At 48.3% G+C, this 21,714-nt stretch carries 18 protein-coding genes and 1 tRNA gene; 17 read left to right on the top strand and 2 right to left on the bottom strand.

Annotated elements, in window-relative coordinates; genetic code table 11:
* Nucleotides 1–313, bottom strand: a 313-nt coding sequence (locus Q0Y54_RS02185) for an Rpn family recombination-promoting nuclease/putative transposase (protein ID WP_297963832.1), incomplete at its 3' end; no start/stop codon positions are given.
* Between the two features lie 363 nt (nt 314–676).
* On the opposite strand from Q0Y54_RS02185, the gene Q0Y54_RS02180 reads away from it, so the two are divergent.
* Nucleotides 677–1,027 (top strand): YhjD/YihY/BrkB family envelope integrity protein, encoded by a 351-nt coding sequence (locus Q0Y54_RS02180; protein WP_297963830.1) that lies wholly within the window; start codon nt 677–679, stop codon nt 1,025–1,027.
* Nucleotides 1,028–1,190: 163 nt separating this feature from the next.
* Here the strand turns inward: Q0Y54_RS02180 and Q0Y54_RS02175 are convergent, their stop codons facing one another.
* Nucleotides 1,191–1,496, bottom strand: a complete 306-nt coding sequence (locus Q0Y54_RS02175; protein ID WP_297963828.1) for a hypothetical protein — start codon at nt 1,494–1,496, stop codon at nt 1,191–1,193.
* A 208-nt stretch (nt 1,497–1,704) separates the two neighbouring features.
* On the opposite strand from Q0Y54_RS02175, the gene Q0Y54_RS02170 reads away from it, so the two are divergent.
* From Q0Y54_RS02170 to Q0Y54_RS02095, 16 genes are all read left to right on the top strand, one after another.
* On the top strand, nt 1,705–2,970 hold the full coding sequence (locus Q0Y54_RS02170) for a L,D-transpeptidase (protein ID WP_297963827.1): 1,266 nt from the start codon (nt 1,705–1,707) through the stop codon (nt 2,968–2,970).
* A gap of 33 nt (nt 2,971–3,003) precedes the next feature.
* The gene (gene preA / locus Q0Y54_RS02165) at nt 3,004–4,503 is read left to right on the top strand and encodes an NAD-dependent dihydropyrimidine dehydrogenase subunit PreA (protein ID WP_297963825.1); all 1,500 of its coding nucleotides are present in this window, start codon (nt 3,004–3,006) and stop codon (nt 4,501–4,503) included.
* 72 nt (nt 4,504–4,575) lie between these two features.
* Entirely contained in the window at nt 4,576–7,434 is a 2,859-nt protein-coding gene (locus Q0Y54_RS02160; protein ID WP_297963823.1) for an AAA family ATPase, read from the top strand.
* Nucleotides 7,435–7,482: 48 nt separating this feature from the next.
* On the top strand, nt 7,483–7,857 hold the full coding sequence (locus Q0Y54_RS02155) for a YhdT family protein (protein ID WP_297963821.1): 375 nt from the start codon (nt 7,483–7,485) through the stop codon (nt 7,855–7,857).
* A complete protein-coding gene (gene panF, locus Q0Y54_RS02150; protein ID WP_297963819.1) occupies nt 7,854–9,338 on the top strand; it encodes a sodium/pantothenate symporter in 1,485 nt (494 codons plus the stop codon). The genes Q0Y54_RS02155 and panF overlap by 4 nt, the downstream gene beginning before the upstream one ends.
* Nucleotides 9,339–9,474: 136 nt before the next feature.
* On the top strand, nt 9,475–10,875 hold the full coding sequence (locus Q0Y54_RS02145) for a sodium:alanine symporter family protein (RefSeq protein ID WP_297963817.1): 1,401 nt from the start codon (nt 9,475–9,477) through the stop codon (nt 10,873–10,875).
* Between the two features lie 64 nt (nt 10,876–10,939).
* A tRNA-Pro gene (locus tag Q0Y54_RS02140) sits at nt 10,940–11,016 on the top strand.
* Nucleotides 11,017–11,375: 359 nt separating this feature from the next.
* Nucleotides 11,376–14,897, top strand: coding sequence for a pyruvate:ferredoxin (flavodoxin) oxidoreductase (gene nifJ / locus Q0Y54_RS02135; protein WP_297963815.1), 3,522 nt, complete (start codon nt 11,376–11,378; stop codon nt 14,895–14,897).
* Nucleotides 14,898–15,088: 191 nt separating this feature from the next.
* A complete protein-coding gene (def, locus tag Q0Y54_RS02130) occupies nt 15,089–15,556 on the top strand; it encodes a peptide deformylase (RefSeq protein ID WP_297963813.1) in 468 nt (155 codons plus the stop codon).
* Entirely contained in the window at nt 15,553–16,485 is a 933-nt protein-coding gene (gene fmt / locus Q0Y54_RS02125; protein ID WP_297963811.1) for a methionyl-tRNA formyltransferase, read from the top strand. Before def ends, fmt begins: the two co-directional genes overlap by 4 nt.
* A 24-nt stretch (nt 16,486–16,509) precedes the next feature.
* Nucleotides 16,510–17,313 (top strand): DUF116 domain-containing protein, encoded by an 804-nt coding sequence (locus tag Q0Y54_RS02120; RefSeq protein WP_297963809.1) that lies wholly within the window; start codon nt 16,510–16,512, stop codon nt 17,311–17,313.
* Entirely contained in the window at nt 17,314–18,642 is a 1,329-nt protein-coding gene (gene rsmB, locus Q0Y54_RS02115) for a 16S rRNA (cytosine(967)-C(5))-methyltransferase RsmB (RefSeq protein WP_297963807.1), read from the top strand.
* Between the two features lie 6 nt (nt 18,643–18,648).
* Nucleotides 18,649–19,689, top strand: a complete 1,041-nt coding sequence (gene rlmN / locus Q0Y54_RS02110; protein WP_297963805.1) for a 23S rRNA (adenine(2503)-C(2))-methyltransferase RlmN — start codon at nt 18,649–18,651, stop codon at nt 19,687–19,689.
* 78 nt (nt 19,690–19,767) lie between these two features.
* The gene (locus Q0Y54_RS02105; protein WP_297963803.1) at nt 19,768–20,523 is read left to right on the top strand and encodes an FhaA domain-containing protein; all 756 of its coding nucleotides are present in this window, start codon (nt 19,768–19,770) and stop codon (nt 20,521–20,523) included.
* A 1-nt stretch (nt 20,524) separates the two neighbouring features.
* Nucleotides 20,525–20,980 carry an FHA domain-containing protein gene (locus tag Q0Y54_RS02100; RefSeq protein WP_297963801.1) on the top strand — a complete coding sequence of 152 codons (456 nt, stop codon included), beginning with the start codon at nt 20,525–20,527 and terminating at the stop codon, nt 20,978–20,980.
* Entirely contained in the window at nt 20,977–21,699 is a 723-nt protein-coding gene (locus tag Q0Y54_RS02095; protein WP_297963799.1) for a Stp1/IreP family PP2C-type Ser/Thr phosphatase, read from the top strand. Before Q0Y54_RS02100 ends, Q0Y54_RS02095 begins: the two co-directional genes overlap by 4 nt.
* Nucleotides 21,700–21,714 lie beyond the last annotated feature (15 nt).

Here is a 21,714-nt window from a genome sequence, read left to right as displayed (position 1 = left end):
CCATGTCCTTCTTATTGATAAGCTGCACTTCCACATCAATCTTGGTTTCGTTTTCTGTTACACAGAAGATATCAAGACGGGTCAGCTTTTCATCTTCGTAGAAGGGAACAATTTCACTATTTTTGAACTGAATATCCTTGATTGCCTGTTCACCTGTGCGATTCAATATAGCATTTAGTAAATCAATGGTGATATTCTTTCTCTCATCCCTGCCGAAGATGAATTTGAAAAGGACATCGTTCATAGGGTTGTACCGCTTGTTGGCGATGTCATTTTCGATTTGCTGCTTTGTAATAGTACGCTGGTCTTCCATTGAAAAATCTCCTTTGCTCAAATAGATTATAACATGAAAATGTTTGTTAGGGTAGAAACAACTATGTAGAGGAACTTTAAAGTAAAAACTGTATTTATTTAATATTATACAACAGAAATGCGAAATAATCAAAGAATTAAATACCGAGAGATTAGAAAAATTCGGAAACATATGATAGGGAATACAATAAGGCAAAATTTCATATTTTATGAAGTAGATAAAGCTTACATAGGTAATTTATCTGCTTTCGTAATAGTAGTGGAGATATTTTCTAATGACAGTGTAGAGAACAATTCAGAGACAAGCAAGAGGAACGATATTATGTCATTTTGAGATGGCTGTCACATTCTGCCGGAAGTATTTTTGCAGACCTGGTCCTGGACAAAGTATGTAATTCCTTTTTTGGCATTAACAGTTTATTTAACAATTTTTTACCTGTTTGCGCCCAACACCAATCATCCTACCGTACCTTCAGCCTTTGTGGTTTCCTCCTTGGTAACAGTTGCCTGGCTGGCGGCAACGGGGATATACAGCTGGTTTATTATGATTATTCCCAGTATAGGTGACGTATATGGGCCATTGATGGGGCTGTTTGTATTGTTTTCCTGGTTTTCTTGGATTATCTACATTATTATTGTAGGGCTATGTTTACTGAAATCATGGCAGGAACGGGAAATGCTGTGGGAAGAATATTGCGGCTGTAGTGACCATTAAGCAGCAGTATATATGCAGAATAAATAGTCGATGAAGTGCTGTGAAAGCCGGCATAATTGGAGTTACCCATCAACCACTAAAAATCCGCCGACGGGCTGGGATATAGCAGCTTATCGGCGGATATATGGGTTAATTATTCAGAGGATATGCAGTTAATCGGTGTTTAGCACACGATCCGTACTTTTTTTACCCCAAAAGCATTTTTTAGGGCATCAATGCAGTCCCGTTCCAGGAAAGAGCGTTCACGGGGGTTGCCTACGACGATTAGCAGGGTATCTCCGGCCCGGTTAAAGGTTTCAACGGTCTTAAAGGCCCGGTCATAGACCTCCTGGCCCACCATTTCCCTGGTTTTCTGTAATGGCTCCACCAGCTCCGGCTTGGTGTCAGCCAGCCGTTCCTCCAGAGGACGCATTACCTCACTGTGCAGGGCACCGTTGTCCATCCAATCATTTCTAGTTTCAGCATACATAGTATTACACCAGCTTTCTATAAGTATATGGATACAGGATTAATCTGTATATTCTATTGTACTCTGCTCCGAATATGAAAACAATAATAATTCAAAGTTCACCCCGTGGTTCACTGACCTTGGGGTGATTTTTTGTTATACAAAAAGGTTTTACGGTAAAGAGGGCGAATATAAGAACATATAAAGCTTTTGATGGGAGGCATGAAACGTGAATTATACAGGTTGGATTGGTAAAGGTATGGCAGGTATTGGTTTGGCGGCGATGGTGGCCCTTTATCCCCTGAATATGGGGCAGGCCGCAGTCCCTGGGGTGAGCGGGGCGGCCGTGGCAGTGACCCAGCAGCAGGGGGGGTATGTCTATGAGGCAAAGGGCTTGAAGCTGGTTGTACCCGAAAAACACAATGATAAATTAATTATAAAAGCCCTTTACGCCGGTGAGAACGGTAAGCTGTTTACCGTATCCGAAAAGAAATCAGTGGAGGAAAGCCGACTGGCCCATATGAAATACGATGGTATGGGGTGGTTGTTCAGTATCGGCAAGATTAGTGAGGGACAGCTTAATGAAATGCTGGCCAATGATATGTCAGGGGTGGAAATATTTGCCAAGGATATATCGGGAATGTATTATGTCTTTTACCATCCAACGGATGTGCGCTATCATCGGTCTACCATACAGGAGATGAGGGAGGATCAGGTCCTGTGGACAGAGCTGGTACAGTGGGCCGGGCAATCGGTACGGTCAGATTTTATTAAAAATAATCCGGGACTGGTATCGGTGACCTTTAACAACGATGAGGTAATTGAGCAATGGCGAAGTGCCATGAAGGCCTACAAGGGCTATAATGATGGCCAATATGCTTCATCACCGGCCTGGGTGCAGAAGCTGCCCGAGGCTAAAGCCAGTCAGCAAATGCTGGTGGTAGCCGGTGTGGGTGCCACAACTGCCTGGGTATCCCTTCATGAGAAGGATTGGAACGGCCAATGGCGTCAGCTTATGACTACCCCGGGCTTTATCGGCAGAAATGGCCTGGGAAAGACCAAAGAGGGCGATGGCGGAACTCCGGTGGGAACCTTCGGGTTTAATGCGGCCTTTGGTATTGCTCCTGATCCTGGCTGTGCCATTCCGTATCAGCAGGTGGACGAGAATTTCTACTGGTCCGGGGATGAGCGTCCCGGTATGAGGTATAACCAAATGGTAGATATTCGGACAATGCCGGATTTGGACAAGAATGCCAGCGAGCATATTGTGGACTATAATCCGCAATACATCTATTGTTTGAATATCAGCTACAACGATAAGCAGGAGCCGGGGAAGGGTTCGGCCATTTTCCTGCACAGCTTTGGACCAAATAAGCCATATACCGGTGGCTGTGTAGCTCTTCCGTTGGATAAAATGGAATTTGTGATGAAGCACGTCCGCCCGGATTGCGTGGTAGTGATTAATGCCCTGGATAAGCTGGGGGGCAGCTTCTGATTTTTGATTTACCATTGAAGTGGAGTGATTGTGATGTTTTTGCAGCCGACAATCAAACGGCGTGAAATGATGTTTTGTGCTTTGTGCGGTGATGCTCCCTGTAGTGCAGCCTGTCCGGCAAAGCTTCAGCCAGGCGATAAATTGCGTAGTATATGGTTCGGCGGCGAGCATCATGCGGCGGCCGGCCTGCCGGAAAGGAATTATTGCGCGGAGTGTTCAGGTGATTGTGAAGCAGCCTGCATTAGTCCCGGTAAGGTACCTATAATGAAGCTGATGAACCGATTGAGGCATAATGTAGAGCCTAAGGTTACAGCAGAGGCGTTGGCAAATGATGATATATTGCAGACGGAGATTTGCGGTATTCCCCTGGAAAATCCTTTTTTGTTGTCCTCCTCGGTGGTGGGCAGCAATTATGATATGTGCGCCCGGGCCTTTGAGGCAGGGTGGGCCGGCGTTTCCTTCAAGACCATCTGTAATTTTGCCATTCGTGAGGCGTCCCCAAGATATTCGGCCATTACCGGTGGCGGCGGCAGCATAATGGGGTTTAAAAATATTGAACAGCTGTCCGACCACAGTGTTGTGGAAAATATGAAAATTTTTAAGGACCTGAAACGGGATTACCCTAATAAATTTCTGCTGGCCTCCATTATGGGCCGCAACGATGAGGAATGGGAGGAGCTGGCCAGACTGTGTCAGGAAAACGGGGCCGATGCCATAGAGCTGAATTTTTCCTGTCCCAATATGATGGAGGAGGGGTTGGGCTCAGATGTTGGCCAGAGTCCCGAATATGTGGAACGATTTACCAGGGCCGCCTGCCGTGGGGTGAATATTCCTGTTTTGGCCAAGCTTACACCTAATGTGGCCACCATGAGTGAGGCGGCGGAGGCCGCCAAGCGAGGGGGTGCAAGGGGAATTTCAGCCATCAATACAATCAAGAGCATTATGCGGATAAATTTGGAGACATATGTATCCAGCCCGGCGGTGGGACGGACTTCGGCAGTGGGCGGATATAGTGGCAGAGCAGTAAAGCCCATTGCTTTAAGATTTATTGCTGAGCTTGGGAAAAATCCGGAGCTGGCCAATCTCCATATCAGTGGTATGGGAGGCATTGAAACCTGGCAGGATGCGGCGGAATTTATCCTTATGGGGGCCGGGACGGTTCAGGTAACAACGGCTGTCATGCAGTACGGCTACAGGATTATAGATGATCTGAAGGCCGGCCTTAAATATTATTTGAAGCTTCAAAACAGGAACAGTGTCCAGGAGATAGTCGGGTTAGCCCTGACCCATGTAAGTAATACGACAGAGTGCCTGGAGCGGGATACAGTGGTATATCCCCAGTTCTTGCTCAAGAAGTGTATTGGCTGCGGACGCTGTCAGATATCCTGTGCCGATGGCGGTCATCAGGCTATAGTGTTAAAAAACAGGAAGCCTGTACTTAATCCGAAAAGGTGTGTGGGCTGTCATTTGTGTATTCTGGTATGCCAGGCCCGGGCAATACAGTCTTCGGGAAAAAGGGTAAAGAAGCAGTAGAGGTGAGTCCCCCGTTGATTGGTTATGGGGGACTCCTTTTGATATACATTATTAAGAAGGTGGTGATGGTTCATGAAGCGAAATAAGAAAAAGGAGCTGGTGGAGCTTTCCAAGAACACAAAACGGCTGTATCAGACTCTGTGCGCCAACATTATGGGGCAGGATGAGGCCATACATTATTTCGTTCAGGGGGTGTTCAAGGGGCAGTTTATTCCGGAGTCATCCTCTAAAACAATGCATAATATCTTTTTGCTGTCAGGGCCGCCCGGTATTGGTAAATCCCGTCTGGCCCATATTACTGCCGATGTACTCGGGCGGAGCATTCTGGAAATAAATCTGGATATGAATGCGGCAGAGCCCTTTGCCAAGGAGCTGGTCTACACGGTAAGCGGCAGCAAAAAGACGGGACGGATAACCAGGTTTGTGGAGGAAAATCCCAATGGTATTCTGCTCCTAAAGAATATTGAAAAGGCCAGTCCCAAGGTGGTGTCAGCCATCAGCAAGATCATTGAAACCGGTCAGGTGGTGGACGCCGCCAATGAGAAGGTCATATCCTTCCGGGAAACCATGATAATTTTCACAACCCATGTGGGGGCGGAGCTGTATTTAAATGATGCTTTGGGCTCCATGCTGCCTAAGTCGGTTATTTTGGGGTCCTTTGCCAAGGAATTGGAGGACTCGGATTTTCCCATTATATTCTTCTACGAATATTTCAATAATGAGAATATTATTTTCTTCAAGGATATGGCCGTCAATCATTTGTTGGAGCTGATGGAGCATAGCTTTTTTGATTTTGCCACCGAGATTAAAAATGAATACGGCTACGATATGGAGCTGGATCCGGATATGCTGAATCTGTGCCTGTTTAACCAGTGTGATATGATTGATGCCAATTCCGTATTATCCCTTAGTAAGGCTTTTCTGAAAAATGAGTTTTATGAGCTGAGCCGTCATCTGGAGCCGGATGCCCTGACCAAAATCCAACGGATTAATTTTACAGTGGAGCGGCCTGAGGCGGATAGCCCCATGACCACCCTGTTCAGCTACAGGGAAAAGCCTCAGGTGTTATTGGTGGCCAATCAGGAAAAATATGAATGTTTGCTGGATAATGAGTATCTGGATTACATTTTTGTCAAGGATATTGATGAGGCGGTGAAGATTCTTTCAGAGGCCTGTCTGTCCTTTGCGGTGGTGGATTTGATGGAGGGAGTTGAGGATAGGGGCTTCAGCGTGTTAAGCCTTGATGACCAGGTTTCGGTAGGCCTGGGGGTCTTTGAAATTATTCGGGAAAATCTGCCGACCCTGCCGGTATACCTGATAAAGCACGATTCCATTACCATGGCGGATTATTTTACCTTCAGGCAAAAGGGGGCCCGGGGAACCGTGGATTTGTCGGTGGACCGGGAGCATGCCCAGGCGGAGCTGCTGCTGATTGCCCGTGATACCCTTATTCAAAAGAATTATGATGTCCTTCAGCGGGAGGACCTAATCGTAAAGTATAGTACAGCCCAGCAATTATCTGCTGATGGAAAAACGGCTGAGGTTATATTTTACGATTTTGACTTTGAAAGCCTCAAGGGGCCTGATCCGGTGGATGAATATCTGGAGGAGTACAAGGAGCCCCGGTATTTTGATGATATAGTGGGTGGAACCAGTGCCAAGGAGGACTTGAAATATCTGAAGGAATACCTGGTTAACCCCGAAGCCTTTGTGATGAAGTATCACAGTGTGCCGGGGGGAGTGCTGCTTTTTGGTCTGGCCGATGCGGGCAAGGTGTCCTTGGCCAGGGCCTTGGCCACCGAGGGAGATGCCACTCTGTTGATGATTACCCCCTCCAGGTTGGCCGATTTGACCCCTGAGGGAGCCTGTGACCTTCTGAAGGATTTATTTGAGAAGGGGATACGGGAGGCTCCGTCGGTTATCCTTATAGAAAAGTTTGATCTGCTCATAAAGGCCTGTGGTTTGGGGGCAGTTAAACAGCTTATTAACGGGATTAAGGATATTAAGTCCTGCGGGTCACCGGTGCTGTTTGTGGGTACAATGAACTGGTCACATTCCACAGTTTCCGACGAAAATTCGGATATTGATCCGGAGTTGCTGCACCTTTTGGAGCACAAGATTTACGTGCGGCTGCCGGACAGGGATGAACGCATTGCAGGAATAAAAAAGGCACTGGCCAACAAGGATATTACCACCATTCCGGATACGATTATTAATAACATAGCCGACCGGGTTTTTGGACAGAGCATTGCTGATATTAATGAATTTATAGCTTTGGCCACCCGTATGGCCTTGAAGCAGCAAAAGGAGGTGGACAGCGATATTCTGTCCGATGCCCTGGATGAGCTGACCTTTGGTCAGAAGCATGATTGGGAGGAAATAAATTATTTTGCCACGGCGGTTCATGAGGCAGGTCATGCATACATGCTTTGGCTCACCGGGGAACAGTCCTCCTTTGTGACCATTGTGGGGCGGGAGGAATATGGCGGTTATACCAAGCCCAAGGTAAATGAGAAAATCAGCAAAAATTACAATCGTCAGTGGTATATTGACAAGATACGGGTCAGTCTGGCCGGCCGGGCCGCCGAGGTAGCTTTTTTCGGGGAAAAGGAGGGCATTAACGCAGGGATTAGCGGTGACCTGGAAAATGCTACCGTTCATGCAGTTCTCATGGTGAATAATTTGGGCATGGGCAGGAAGCTGCGGGCCTATATTCCCTTGGAGACCCTGTCTGTCAGTCCGGCGGCGGTGCAGGTTTATGATGAGGCCAATGAAATCATTCAGCAGGAATACGAAAAAACCCTGGAGATTGTAAAAAAGGGAAAAAGAGCCATCAAGGCCCTGGCTGATAAGCTGGTGGAAAAATATCAGCTGACGGGACCGGAAATCGATGAAATTTTTGCCAAATTCAAAAAGTACAAGGCTGAATGATTTATTTTCAGTAACACATATATTGGAGGTACACCTGATATATTGCTAATGTACATCACAGATTGTATAATTTACAGTGTTGAGGACACCGGCCGGTTATCAGAATATGACCAGCTTGCAGGGGCCGGGTTCTACAGAAAGGTGATGTATATGACAGAAAAGGAAAAATATTATCAGATTCGCAAGGAGGCCATGTGGACCGGCATAACTCTGGTGGTGCTGATTTGCTTTTGGATTTTTGCCGGCTTCGGCCTGTCCAGTGTGGACATCAGGGTATTTGGACTGCCCCTGTGGGCTGTTACGGGTACCTTTGGGGTATGGTTCTTTGCCATGGTGCTGGTCAAGCTGTTGACTACATTGGTATTTAAGGATATCGATCTGGAAACAGACACCAATTCCTCCGGAAGGGAGGGCCGGCCATGAATGGTGATTTTAGTCAGCTATTACCCCTTTTAGGCTATATGGCCTTTATGATTGGTATCAGCTTTTATGTGCGCCATCAGCAGCAGTCGGGGCTGATGAATAATTTCGTCAAGACCTACTTCATTGGCAACCGGGATTTGGGCGGCTTTGTGCTGGCCATGACCACGGTGGCTACCTACAGCTCCGTAAGCTCCTTTGTGGGGGGACCGGGGGTGGCCTGGAATGTGGGCTTTGGCTGGGTGTATATGGCCGTGGTTCAGGTGACAGCCGTGTTTCTGGTATTGGGCATCTTCGGCAAGCGGGTGGCCCTGCTGGCCAGTAAGTTCAATGCGGTAACGGTGGTGGATATTATTCGCCGCCGGTATAGGTCAGATTTGCTGGCGGAGATTTCAGCCTTTATAATTGTCTTATTCTTTTGTGCTACTATGGTGGCCCAATTTGTGGGTGGGGCCAAGCTCTTTGAGGCGGTTACCGGCTACAGCTATGTGACAGGGCTTATCCTGTTTGGGGCCATGGTGGTGGTGTATACCACCATAGGAGGCTTTAGGGCAGTGGCTATTACCGATACCTGTTGTGCTGTGATGATGATGATTGGTATTATGATGCTGGTGTATTTCGTTCTCCGGGCCGGAGGCGGCTATGACAGCATTGTGGCCCATCTGGAAATGAACCGCCCCGATATGCTGGAGCCTTTGTCCGGGGGGAAAATGCCCTATGGTTTGTACCTGACCCAGTGGATTTTGGTGGGAATCTGTACTATAGCCCTGCCCCAGTCTGTGGTAAGGGGCCTGGCCTTCAAAAATAACAAGAGCCTGGTACGGGCTATGCTAATCGGTACCTTTGTGGTGGGCTTCATGAATATTGGGGTGAATCTCACCGGTATTTTAGGTCAGGGGATTATGACCGGCGCTCCGGCGGATTATGGCGGCACGGACAGTATTATTCCCCGGATTGTGGTGACGGCCATGCCGGCCACCCTGGCCAGTATTGCAATTATTGGCCCCCTTTCAGCCAGTATTTCCACCATAAGCAGCCTGCTGCTGGTGGGATCCTCGGCGATTATCAAGGATATTTATCTCCATCGTCAGGAGAGAAGGGGCAATAAGCCGGGGGATGGCAAGCTGCGTATTTTATCCATGCTGGCAACGGCCGTTATTGGTGCCATTGTATTCTTTATTGCCATGACGCCGCCCAGTCTTATATGGCTCATAAATATGTTTGCCTTTGGCGGCCTGGAGACGGCCTTCTTCTGGACCCTCCTTTTAGGGCTGTATTGGCCACGGGCCAATAAAACCGGGGCCATGCTGTCTATGGTGGGAGGTACAGTCCTCTATTGCCTGGCCCAGGGTATGGGCTATAAGCTAATGGGGCTGCATCAGATCACCATTGGAATTACCGTTTCATTGATTTTGTTCCTTATAGGCTCCTATGTGGGTAAGCCTGAGGATAAGGAAGCTTTAGGGGATTTTTTCCCTGAATAGGGGAGTTTTCATTTAATATGAACACTTAGTGAGCACGAGCTTACAGCGCAGTGGGAGCTTAGTGATCGTTGTAAGGGCGTAGTGCAGAATACCATTTTGCACGGAGTTTTTTTAAGGAAAAGGGGTAGGTAAGAAAATGTTGGATGCATTAGTCGGAGAGATTTCTAATTTTATGTACGGCAAGCTGTTGATCGTGATGATTTTGGGTGTGGGGTTATATTACACCATCAGAACGCGATTTGTTCAGCTTCGTCTCTTTGGTGAGACCTTAAAGGTTATTATGGAGAAAAAGGAGGGGCAAAAGGTATCCTCCTTCCAGGCCTTGATGGTTTCCACTGCTTCCCGGGTGGGGACGGGTAATATTATTGGCGTATCAACAGCCCTGTGCCTGGGCGGCTTTGGCTCCATGTTCTGGATGTGGCTGGCTGCTTTTCTGGGCGGCGGTGCTGCCTTTGTGGAAAGTACCTTGGCCCAGGTGTATAAAAAGCGGGGCGAGCATGCCAGCTACGGTGGACCGGCTTACTATCTCGAGAGTGCTCTCCATAACCGGTTTGTGGCAATTATTTTTGCTTTGGCTCTGATTTGCACCTATGGTATAGGCTTTAATATGCTCTGTGCCTACAATCTGCAATCTACCTTCTCCGGCTTCAACTTCTACGACCCAAATCGAACTCCATGGTTTATTGGAGCAGTGTTGGCCGTGCTGGTAGGCTGGTGTATCTTTGGCGGCGGCCGCCGGATTATTAAGGCTACTTCGGCATTGGTTCCTTTGATGGGCCTGATCTATGTGCTGGTGGCATTTATTGTGGTTATTATGAACATCAGACTTTTGCCAGGGGTTTTTGATACTATCTTTACCCAGGCCTTTGATTTTGAGGCCATCTTTGGCGGCTTCACCGGCTCCTGTGTAATGTTTGGTATCAAGCGCGGACTGTTCTCCAATGAGGCCGGTGTAGGCTCTGCACCAAACGCCGCAGCTGCCGCTGATGTTTCTCATCCGGTAAAGCAGGGCTTGGTTCAGATGTTCTCCGTATTTATTGATACCATGATTCTCTGTACTGCAACGGCATTCCTGTGCATGAGCTCCGGTGTGGCCCCTACCAAGGAGTTGGCCGGTGCGCCATTCGTGCAGGCCGCTCTTGATGCAACCCTTGGCTCAGGTGCCGGCGTGTTCCTGACGGTTTCCATGCTGCTCTTTGCCTTTACTACCCTGCTGGGCAATCTCTATTATGTAGATAACTGCCTGGCTTATGTAAACGGCAAGGTGCCGGGTAAGCTGTTCATGACCTGCTATCGCGTATTTGCCGCTTTGGTAATTTTTGTGGGTGCCGGTCTTAGTATGGATCTCCTGTGGAATTTGGCCGACGTGCTCATGGGCTGTATGGCCATCATCAACCTGCCGGTTATCGTAATATTGGGCAGCCAGGCCATGGCTTGCCTGCGGGATTATGAGAACCAGCGGGATGCAGGTAAGGACCCGGTATTTTTTGCCAGGGATATTGGCCTGACTGAGCAGCTGGATTATTGGCAAAAATAAAAATGTTGACAAGCAATGGAAAATAATGTAATATTACTAACGTTGACGCGATGACGGTCAGCAACGGGGCATGGCTCAGTTTGGTAGAGCACCTGGCTTGGGACCAGGGGGTCGCAGGTTCGAATCCTGCTGCTCCGACCATTGCAATTTAAGGCTGGATCTTTGATCCAGCTTTTTGTTTTGCCCAAAAATATATTTTAGATACATATGGTTATAGCTTATAGCACAAAGGAAAAACATTTGTCTGACAATTAGACAATAGAGTACTGAAAAATTGTTCACTTTTAAGTTTCTTTCTTTTCATTTGTCTAAATTTAAAAAGAAAAAGCGATTTATTTTACAAAATAATTGGTTAGATGTATAATGAATTCGTAAAACATTTATAAGAGAAATGTTATAAGTGTTTTTTGCTTGGTTGGTATGCTGAATATCAAATTTATTATTGTTTCAGCAACACAATAAGGGTAAATTTTGTGTTTTGAGAGGAGAGTTAATCAAGTATGGGCAAAAAAATGAAAACTATGGATGGTAACACAGCTGCGGCTTATGTGTCTTACGCATTTACTGATGTGGCTGCTATCTATCCTATCACCCCATCCTCACCAATGGCAGAGCATGTTGATGAGATGGCTGCAAAGGGGCAGAAGAACCTTTTTGGTCAGAAGGTTCGCATTGTTGAATTACAGTCTGAGGCTGGTGCTGCAGGTGCAGTTCACGGTTCCTTGCAGGCAGGTGCCCTGACCACCACATACACTGCTTCTCAGGGTATGCTGTTGATGATTCCGAATATGTACAAGATTTCCGGCGAGATGCTCCCAGGTGTATTCCATGTATCTGCACGTGCATTGGCCACTTCTTCACTTAACATTTTTGGTGATCATCAGGATGTTATGGCTGCACGTCAGACTGGTATGGCTATGCTGGCTGAGTCCTCCGTACAGGAAGTAATGGATTTGGCTGCTGTAGCACATTTAGTTGCTATCAAGGGCAAGATTCCTTTCCTGAACTTCTTCGACGGCTTCCGTACCTCCCATGAGATTCAGAAGATTGAATTGGTTGACTACGAGGATTTGGCAAAGATCCTTGACTGGGATGCTGTTAATGAGTTCCGTCGCAATGCCCTGAATCCGGATCATCCAGTTATTCGTGGTACTGCCCAGAATGATGATATTTATTTCCAGGGCCGTGAGGCTGTAAACAAGGCTTATGATGCCCTGCCTGAGCTGGTAGAGGAAGCTATGGGCCAGATGGCCAAGATTACCGGCCGTGAGCATCATATCTTCGATTACTATGGTGCCAAGGATGCTGAGCGCGTAGTTATCGCTATTGGTTCCATTAACCAGACTCTCCAGGAGTGCGTTGATTACCTCAACGCCAAGGGTGAGAAGGTTGGTGCAGTAGCAGTTCACCTCTTCCGTCCATTCTCCGTTGAGCATTTCCTGAAGGCTATTCCTTCCACTGTTGAGAAGATTGCTGTTCTCGACCGTACCAAGGAGCCAGGTGCTCTTGGTGAGCCTCTGTATCAGGATGTCCGCACTGCCTTCTATGCAAGCCATCGTCATCCATTGATCGTTGGCGGCCGTTACGGCTTAGGCGGTAAGGATGTTACTCCTAGACAGGTACTGGGCGTATTCGAGGAATTGAAGAAGGACGCTCCAAAGAACGGCTTCACTATCGGTATCATCGACGATCTGTCCAATACCTCCCTGGATCTTTATCCGGAGCATGTTAACCTCACTCCTGAGGGAACCACTGCTTGTAAGTTCTGGGGTCTGGGCTCCGATGGTACTGTAGGTGCCAACAAGTCCGCCATCAAGATTATCGGTGATAAGACTGATCTGTATGCTCAGGCATATTTTGCATATGACTCCAAGAAGTCCGGTGGTATTACCATGTCCCACCTGCGCTTTGGTAAGTCTCCTATCGCTTCTCCATATCTTATTGATAATGCAAACTTTATTTCCTGCTCCCAGCAGTCTTATGTAAATAAGTATGACCTTTTGGCAGGTCTCCAGCCAGGTGGTACCTTCCTGCTGAATACCCTGTGGTCTGATGAGGAGTTGTCCGAGAAGCTGCCTGCTTCCATGAAGCAGTTCATTGCCAAGAACAACATTAAGTTCTACACTGTAAATGCTGTTAAGATCGCTCAGGATCTGGGTCTTGGCGGCCGCTTCAACATGGTAATGCAGTCCGCCTTCTTCAAGCTGGCTGACATTATTCCACTTCAGAAGGCTGTTGGCTATTTGAAGGACGCTATTGTAACCTCCTATGGCAAGAAGGGCCAGAACATCGTAGACATGAACAACGGTGCTGTTGATGCCGGTATTGATGCATTGCACCTCGTTAATGTTCCTGCTGACTGGGCTAATGCCAAGGATGCTGCCGCTGATGACCGGGCCGATGTTCCTGCTTATGTTAAGGAGATTTTGGAGCCTGTTAACCGTCAGGAGGGCAACAAGATTACCGTTAAGCAGATGGCTGCCCATGCTGATGGTACCTTCCCATCCGGCACTGCTGCTTATGAGAAGCGCGGTATTGCCATTAATGTTCCTGAATGGGATGTTACCAAGTGTATCGAGTGTAACCAGTGCGCCTTTGTATGTCCGCATGCTGCAATCCGTCCGGTTCTTACTACTGATGAAGAGAAGGATGCTGCACCAGAGGGCTTTACTTCCAAGCCGGCACTTGGTACCAAGGGTCTGAACTTCACCATGGCCATTTCTGCTCTGGACTGCTCCGGCTGCGGCAACTGCGCTATCGTATGCCCAGCTAAGGAGAAGGCTCTGGTTATGAAGCCTATCGCTTCCCAGATTGACAAGCAGGCTGTATTTGATTATGGCGTAAAGGTTAGTCCTAAGACTAACCCAATGAAGAAGACCACTGTTAAGGGCTCCCAGTTCGAGACTCCATGCCTGGAATTCTCCGGTGCCTGCGCAGGCTGCGGCGAGACTCCATATGCTAAGCTCATTACCCAGCTCTTCGGCGGCCGCATGATGGTAGCTAACGCTACAGGCTGTTCCTCCATTTGGGGTGCATCTGCTCCTGCAATGCCATACACCAAGAATGCTTGGGGTCATGGTCCTGCTTGGGCTAACTCCCTCTTTGAGGATAATGCTGAATATGGCTTGGGTATGTTCCTGGGCGTTAAGGCTGTTCGTGAGGCTTTGGCTGCTGATGTTACTGCTGCCCTGGAGTCCGGCAAGGTTTCCGAAGCATTGAAGAATGCAATGGTTGACTGGAAGGATAATATGAATCTGGGCGAGGGTACCCGTGAGCGCTCCCTGAACCTGATTGGTGCCCTGGAGGCTGAGAAGGGCGACGATCCATTGCTCAACAAGATTTATGATAACCGCGACTTCATGATTAAGCGTTCCCAGTGGATCTTCGGCGGCGATGGCTGGGCCTATGATATCGGCTACGGCGGTTTGGACCACGTATTGGCTTCCGGTGAGGATGTAAATGTATTCGTATTCGATACTGAGGTATATTCCAACACTGGCGGTCAGGCTTCCAAGTCCACTCCTACTGCTGCTATAGCACAGTTTGCTGCTACCGGTAAGAAGACCAAGAAGAAGGATCTGGGCATGATGGCTATGTCCTATGGCTATGTATATGTAGCACAGGTTAACATGGGTGCTGACAAGAACCAGGTACTGAAGGCTATTACTGAGGCTGAGGCATATCCAGGACCATCCCTTATCATCGGTTATGCACCTTGCATCAACCATGGTATCAAGATTGGTATGGGCAAGTCCCAGATGGAAGCTGGCCGTGCTGTTGAGTGTGGTTATTGGGCTAATTATCGCTACAACCCAGAGCTGGTTGGCACCGATAAGAACCCATTCTCCCTTGACTCCAAGGAGCCTGATTTCAGCAAGTTCCAGGATTACCTCATGGGCGAGGTTCGCTACAACAGCTTGAAGCGTGCATTCCCTGATGAGGCTGATGCACTCTTTGAGAAGACTCAGAAGGATGCCAAGACCAGACTGGAAAATTACAAGAGACTGGCCGGTAAAGAGTAATATCCCTTTGCTAAACCGTTAACACAAACCCTAAAAATATATTTCAGAGCACTGATCAAGAGCGTTTTGTTCAGTGCTCTCTTTTTTTGTTTTTCAATGGGGTCAGTGACTTAATATGGTGATGATTTGGACTTTCAATTCATAATGTGATAAAATCAAGAAGATATATGTAATTAGGAGGGTGTTTGTAATTGGCACTGTTGGATATAGTAAAAGCAGGTGATCCGCTGCTGAAGCAGGTGGCTTCACCCATAGAGAAGGTGGACAGCAAGCTGAGGAAGCTGATGGAAAACATGGCCGAAACCATGTACAAGGCTGATGGAGTGGGCCTGGCGGCTCCTCAGATTGGTCAGTCCATCCGCCTGGTTGTAATTGACGTGGGTGATGATAAGGGCCTGGTGGAAATGGTCAACCCGGTTATTACTCACCGTGAGGGCTCGGAGCTGGGCCAGGAGGGCTGCCTTAGTGTACCAAATGTATTTGGTGACGTGGAACGGGCTGAAAAGGTAACTGTGGAGTATTTGAACCGTTGGGGAAAGAAAAAGCGGCTTACCGCCAAGGGGCTTATGGCCCGCTGCATTCAGCATGAGCTGGACCATTTGGAGGGTACATTGTTTATTGACGTGGCAAAGACCATCAAGCAGGGAGAAAAGAAATGAGCAAATTAAGAACGGTGTTTATGGGCACTCCGGACTTTGCCGTGGGGTGTCTGGAGGTAACGCAGGACAAGACCCAGGTTATTACGGTTATTACTCAGCCGGACCGTCCAAAGGGAAGAGGACAGAAGCTTACCCCTTCCCCGGTTAAGGTGAAGGCTATGGAATACGGTCTGCCTGTATGGCAGCCGGAAAAAATAAAGACAGCCGATTGTGTGGCCCGACTCAGGGAGCTTAATCCAGACTTGATCGTTGTGGTTGCCTTTGGTCAGATTTTATCCCAGGAGATACTGGACATCCCAAGGCTGGGCTGTGTGAATGTTCACGCCTCCCTTCTTCCACGGTATCGTGGGGCGGCACCTATTCATTGGTCCATTATCAACGGTGAAACTGAGACCGGCGTTACCACCATGAAGATGGATGCCGGGCTGGATACCGGTGATATGCTTTTAAAGAGAAAAATAGAGATAACCCCTGATATGACCACTGAACAGCTTCATGATAGGCTGGCGGTATTGGGCAGCGAATTGCTGGCAGATACTGTTGACGGCCTGGAGGCAGGTACCATTACTCCCGAAAAGCAGGATGACAGCCTTACCAACTACGCTTCCATGCTTACCAAGGAAACGGGGCATATTGACTGGAGCAAGTCGGCCCGGGAGGTTCATAATCTGGTGCGGGGCCTTAATTCCTGGCCAGTGGCCTGGACCATGCTGGAGGGGAAAAACTACAAGGTGTGGGGCACCAAGGTGAGAGAGGATAAATCCGGCAATCCAGGTGAGGTACTGGAGCTGACCAAGAACAGCTTTATTGTGGCTGCCGGAAGCGGAGCGGTGGAAATTACCGAAATTCAGCCGCCCAGCAAAAAGCGTATGGCAGCAGGTGATTTTGTACGGGGAAATGGCGTAAAGCTTGGGGCAGTACTAAATTGATGCTGAGTCCCCAGAGGATTAATTATGAATTATGCGGTTAAAAAGGCGAAAAAACGGCTATTTATAGGGCTGCTGTGTATTACCTATGTTATTATGCTGATAGTATGCTCAGGGGTATGGTTTATTACCCTGCCCGGCCTGAATAATATCAATTCCCATCTGGCTCCGGCCTTTGCCGCTGCCATGATAGGCATTTTGTTTTTGATTGGTTTTGGTATATTGGGAATGCTGTTTGGCATCAAGGGCTGGCCATTGCCCTCTGTTTTTAAAAAGCAGACCTATACGCTGTTAAATGTTTTATTTTATATTGTTATTTCAGCCGGTAAAATCATTGGAATTGATCGGCGACGCATTGAGGCTTCCTATGTGGCAGTGAGCAATGCCATTGTTCATAATCGCCACCTAAAGGTGCCGGCGGACCGGCTGCTGGTGGTTACTCCTCATTGCCTGCAGCTTAGCACCTGTCCTCATAAGATAACCACTGACCCCAATAATTGTAAACGGTGCGGTGGCTGTAATATTGGCGATTTGGTTACATTGGCAGAGGAGATGGGCTTTCATTTCTTTGTGGTTACCGGAGGCACCCTGGCCCGGCAGAAGGTTAGGGAAATTCGCCCTCAGGCGGTGGTGGCGGTGGCCTGTGAACGGGATTTGGCCAGCGGTATCCAGGATGTTTATCCAATTCCCACCCTGGGGGTAATGAATATCCGCCCCAATGGTCCTTGCTTTAATACCAAGGTGGATATCGAGGAATTTAAGAGGGCCATTTTGGAAATTATAGATGTACCTGATGCTGACGGAAATGCTCAGGAAAAGGAGCAGAAATAAATGGATAAAGCACGTGAGCGGGCTTTGATAATTATAAATGCGGTCCATGAACAGGAGGCCTATGCCAACGTGGCTCTTGCCAGGGAGCTGCGTAAGGGCGGTCTGTCTGATATGGACCGTCGTTTTGTTACTGAACTGGTTTATGGCACGGTGAAGGCCGGGGATACCCTGGACTGGATTATCAGAAAATACATTAATCGGCCCATGAGTAAGGTCAGTCCTATGGTTAGGGATATTTTGCGGATGGGGGTCTATCAGCTTAAATATATGGATAAGGTTCCTCCTTCGGCGGCCTGCAATGAGTCGGTGGAATTAGCCAAGCGATTTGGTCACGATGGGGTGGCCAAATTTGTTAATGGAGTAATGCGCACCATGGTGCGGGAGCCGGAAAAAGGGGCTTTTCCTGAGGGAAAGGGAAATGCTACTATTAATTTGGCCCTTACCCAGCAGCATCCGGAATGGCTGGTGCGTCGCTGGATAAAGGAATTTGGCTTTGAGGAGGCAGCCAGTCTGTGTGCCTTTAATAATAATCCGGCCCCGTTGTCAGTGCGGACCAATACCCTGAAGACAAATCCCTCGGAGCTCATGCTGCAGCTGGTTTCCCTGGGCCTGGATTGCCGCCAGTCGGAATTTGCCCCTGAGGGAATACTACTTGGCTCCCATGGCTCCCTGGATGATTTGCCGGTGCTTCAGGAGGGCTATTGTCAGGTTCAGGATGAAAGCTCTATGCTGGTGGCCCATGTGGTGGATCCCCAGCCCGGGGAGCTGGTCCTGGATGTGTGCAGTGCCCCCGGAGGGAAGACTACTCACATGGCGGCTCTGATGGAAAATCGCGGGCGGATAGTGGCCTGTGATATATATGATCACAAGCTGGAGCGGGTAAGGAATAATGCCCAACGCCTGGGTATTACCATTATTGATCCAATGCTGATGGATGCCCGGGAAATATGGCAGGAATTTCCTCAACAGGCAGACCGGGTATTGGTTGATGCTCCCTGCTCAGGACTGGGGGTGCTTCGCCGAAAGCCGGATTCCCGTTGGCGCAAAACTCCTGAATTGTTAAAGGAGCTGCCAAGGCTCCAGCTGGACATTCTCAAAAGTGGGGCAGCTGCCGTCAAGCCTGGGGGATTGTTGGTGTACAGTACCTGTACCATAGCCCGGGAGGAAAACCAGGAGGTGGTACAGGCATTTTTGGACAGCACCGGAGAGTTTACTTTGATAAACGCCGGTGAACGCCTGCCTAATCCACGGGAGGATGAGATGGTTCAGCTGTATCCTCAGCGGGACGGTACAGACGGATTTTTTATTTCATGTATGAGGAGAAAATAGTTCGTCATGATAAATATTTTCGGTAAAACATTGGCAGAAATTACGGAGCTGCTGACGGAATGGGGGCTGCCCAAGTTTCGGGGTAAACAGCTGGCGGATTGGATGTACAGGAAAAGCGTTACGGATTTTAATGCTATGCATAATCTGCCAAAGGCCATGCGGGAACAATTGGGGGCTCAGTGCGTAATTGACCGGGCAGCCAGGGTGGACCAGCTGGATTCTTCAGATGGGAAGACCTCCAAATTTTTACTTAATTTTTCCGATGGGGTGGGGGTAGAAACGGTGCTTATGCGTCAGCCCTATGGAAACAGTATCTGTGTTTCCTCCCAGGCAGGCTGTAATATGGGCTGTGCCTTTTGCGCCTCCACCCTTCACGGGATGGTGCGCGATCTCACGGCTGGGGAAATGCTGGCCCAGACCTACTATATCAATGATATGCTGAACAAGTCCGGGGAAAAGGTGGATACCATCGTTATTATGGGCTCAGGAGAGCCCTTGACCAACTATGATAATGTGCTGAAATACATCAGACTGCTCCATGAGGATTATTGCCTGGGCATGAGCTATCGCAGCATTACCCTGTCTACCTCCGGTATTGTGCCGAATATTTATCGGCTGGCGGATGAGGATATACCGATAAATTTATCCATATCCCTTCATGCGCCGGAGAATGAGCTGCGTTCTGAATTGATGCCGATTAACCGCAAATATCCCCTGGCGGAGGTGGTTAAGGCCGGCGGCGATTATGGGGAAAAAACCCATCGGCGGGTAACCTATGAATATATACTTATTGATGGGGTAAATGATAATGCCCGGCAGGCCAAGGAATTGGCGGCCCTTTTAAAGGGTCAGCTGGCCAGTGTCAATCTTATTCCCATAAATCCGGTGGTGGAGCGGAACTGGAACCGCCCTTCCCCGGAGCGTATCGAATTCTTTGAAGGCTATTTGGCCAAGCAGCATATTACGGTTACAGTCCGTCGGGAGATGGGGAATGATATTCAGGCGGCCTGCGGACAGTTGCGGAACCGCCATCTGGATAAGGGCTGAGATGGCTTATTTTAACGTATTTACTTGTATGGCGTTAAGTTGTAAAATTATGACTAGTAAGGCTTAGGAGGTACTACCATGTCTATTGGCAATCTGGAGTCTTTTCTGGAAAAAAAAATAGAGGGATTTTTTAACCGCAAGCTAAGCAGTGTGCTGGAACCCACCGAGGTCATCAAGCAGCTGGAGCGGGAGGTACTCCGAAAAAGGCGCAAGGGTCAGGATGGTCTGATTGTGCCTAATTTTTATTACGTGGAAATGGCCCCTGAGGATTATCAGCGGCTTTGTGCCCGCCGCTTTTTGGATGAGCTGTATATTATGGTGGAGAAGATGGTTATTTCCAATGATATCTTTATGAATGGTCAATTGGAAATTACCCTTAATGCCAACGAGGAATTTTCCCAGGGAACCTGTGAAGTAAGGGGATCCTTTGTGGATAACAGCTATGGGGAAATGGAGTATCCCGTGGATACACCGGAATGCCACACCATAGTGCTGAATAAATCGGAATTTAAACCACCCCTTAATTTGCCTGTTGAATACAATACAGTCAGCCTGTTGGCAATTGAGGGACCGGATATAGATTCCTATCTTGAATTTGGGGAAAAGCAGATATATATTGGCCGACGGGTGAATAATGATTTTATCTTGACGGATACCAATGCTTCAAGGGTACATGCCTATATCACCTACGAACAGCATCGTCATTTCTTGTATGATGCTGAAAGCCTGAATGGCACCTTTGTCAATGGGCAAAGGGTGGTAGCACCACAGCTCCTGCGTTCCGGGGATGAGATACAAATTGGTGAGACGGTGCTGGTGTATGAGGTGATTTGATATGCAGGGAGCTGCAATTGTAATAAAGGGATTGGGCATAATCCTGCAGTATGGGCTGCTGATTTTACTGCTGTTTTTTGTCTACAGGCTCATGAGCTTCATGAAAAGGGACAGTCAGCCGGTGGTGGAGGATATATACGCTGTTACGGAGATTTCCAATGAGGAGGCGGTGCTGACCGTGCTGGAAGCCGCCGAGGAGAATTTGGTGGGGCAGCGGTTCGCCTTTTCACATCATATAAGCATTGGACGGGGCAATGATAATGATATTGTGTTAAATGACAGCTTTGCCTCACATCATCATGCGGAAATTGCTTTGTTAAATAATTTATATGTAATAGAGGATATGGGCAGTGTGAACAAAACCTATGTGAATAATCAGCCCATTACGGGACGGCAATACCTGCAGTCAGGTGATTTGATTACAGTGGGTTCTGCCGTATTTGAGTTCGGGAGGTGAGAGGCTTGTTAAAGGTCAGTCAGGCTACTGATGTGGGATTGGTACGGGAGCTGAATGAGGATAGTATCCTGGTAGGTCCTAAAAATGTATTTGTGGTGGCAGACGGCATGGGGGGCCATGTGGCCGGTGAAATAGCCAGTCACATTTTTACGGCAACTGCGGAAAGCAAACTGTCATCAGAGGATACAGCCCTGGACCAGGATGGACTTCGTTATCTGGTAATTGATGGTAATAAGGCTATTTTTGAGTGTACCCGGGAAAATCCGGAAAAGAGCGGTATGGGTACTACAGCCACTATTCTTCATCTGGAGGAGGGGGCAGCCTTTTGGGCCCATGTGGGGGACAGCAGGCTATACCGCCTCAGGAAGGGTGAGCTAAAGCAGATAACCAGCGACCATACCTATGTGGCCGAGCTGTTGGCCAATGGCAGTATTTCTCCTGACGAGGCGGAGGACCATCCTAATAAGCACATGCTGCTGCGGGCTGTGGGGGTGGATCCGGTGGTGAAGGTGGATACCGGGGAGCTGCCCTTGGAAAATGGAGATATGTTTCTGCTGTGTTCAGATGGACTTACCAATATGGTGACCCTGTCAGCTATTCAGGGGATATTGGAGGCAGAGGAGTGCCCGGATAAGGCAGAAGCTTTGGTGGAGCTGGCCAAGGACAGTGGTGGACTGGATAATATTTCGGCGATAGTGGTGGAATACTATGAAGAGTAAAAGCCTGCTGCTGGT

Origin of the sequence: uncultured Anaerovibrio sp. (assembly GCF_947302755.1) — a bacterium.
Taxonomy (GTDB): Bacteria; Bacillota; Negativicutes; order Selenomonadales; family Selenomonadaceae; genus Anaerovibrio.
Note: the sequence above shows the minus strand (reverse complement) of the source record. Positions and strands in the feature narration are given on the sequence as shown.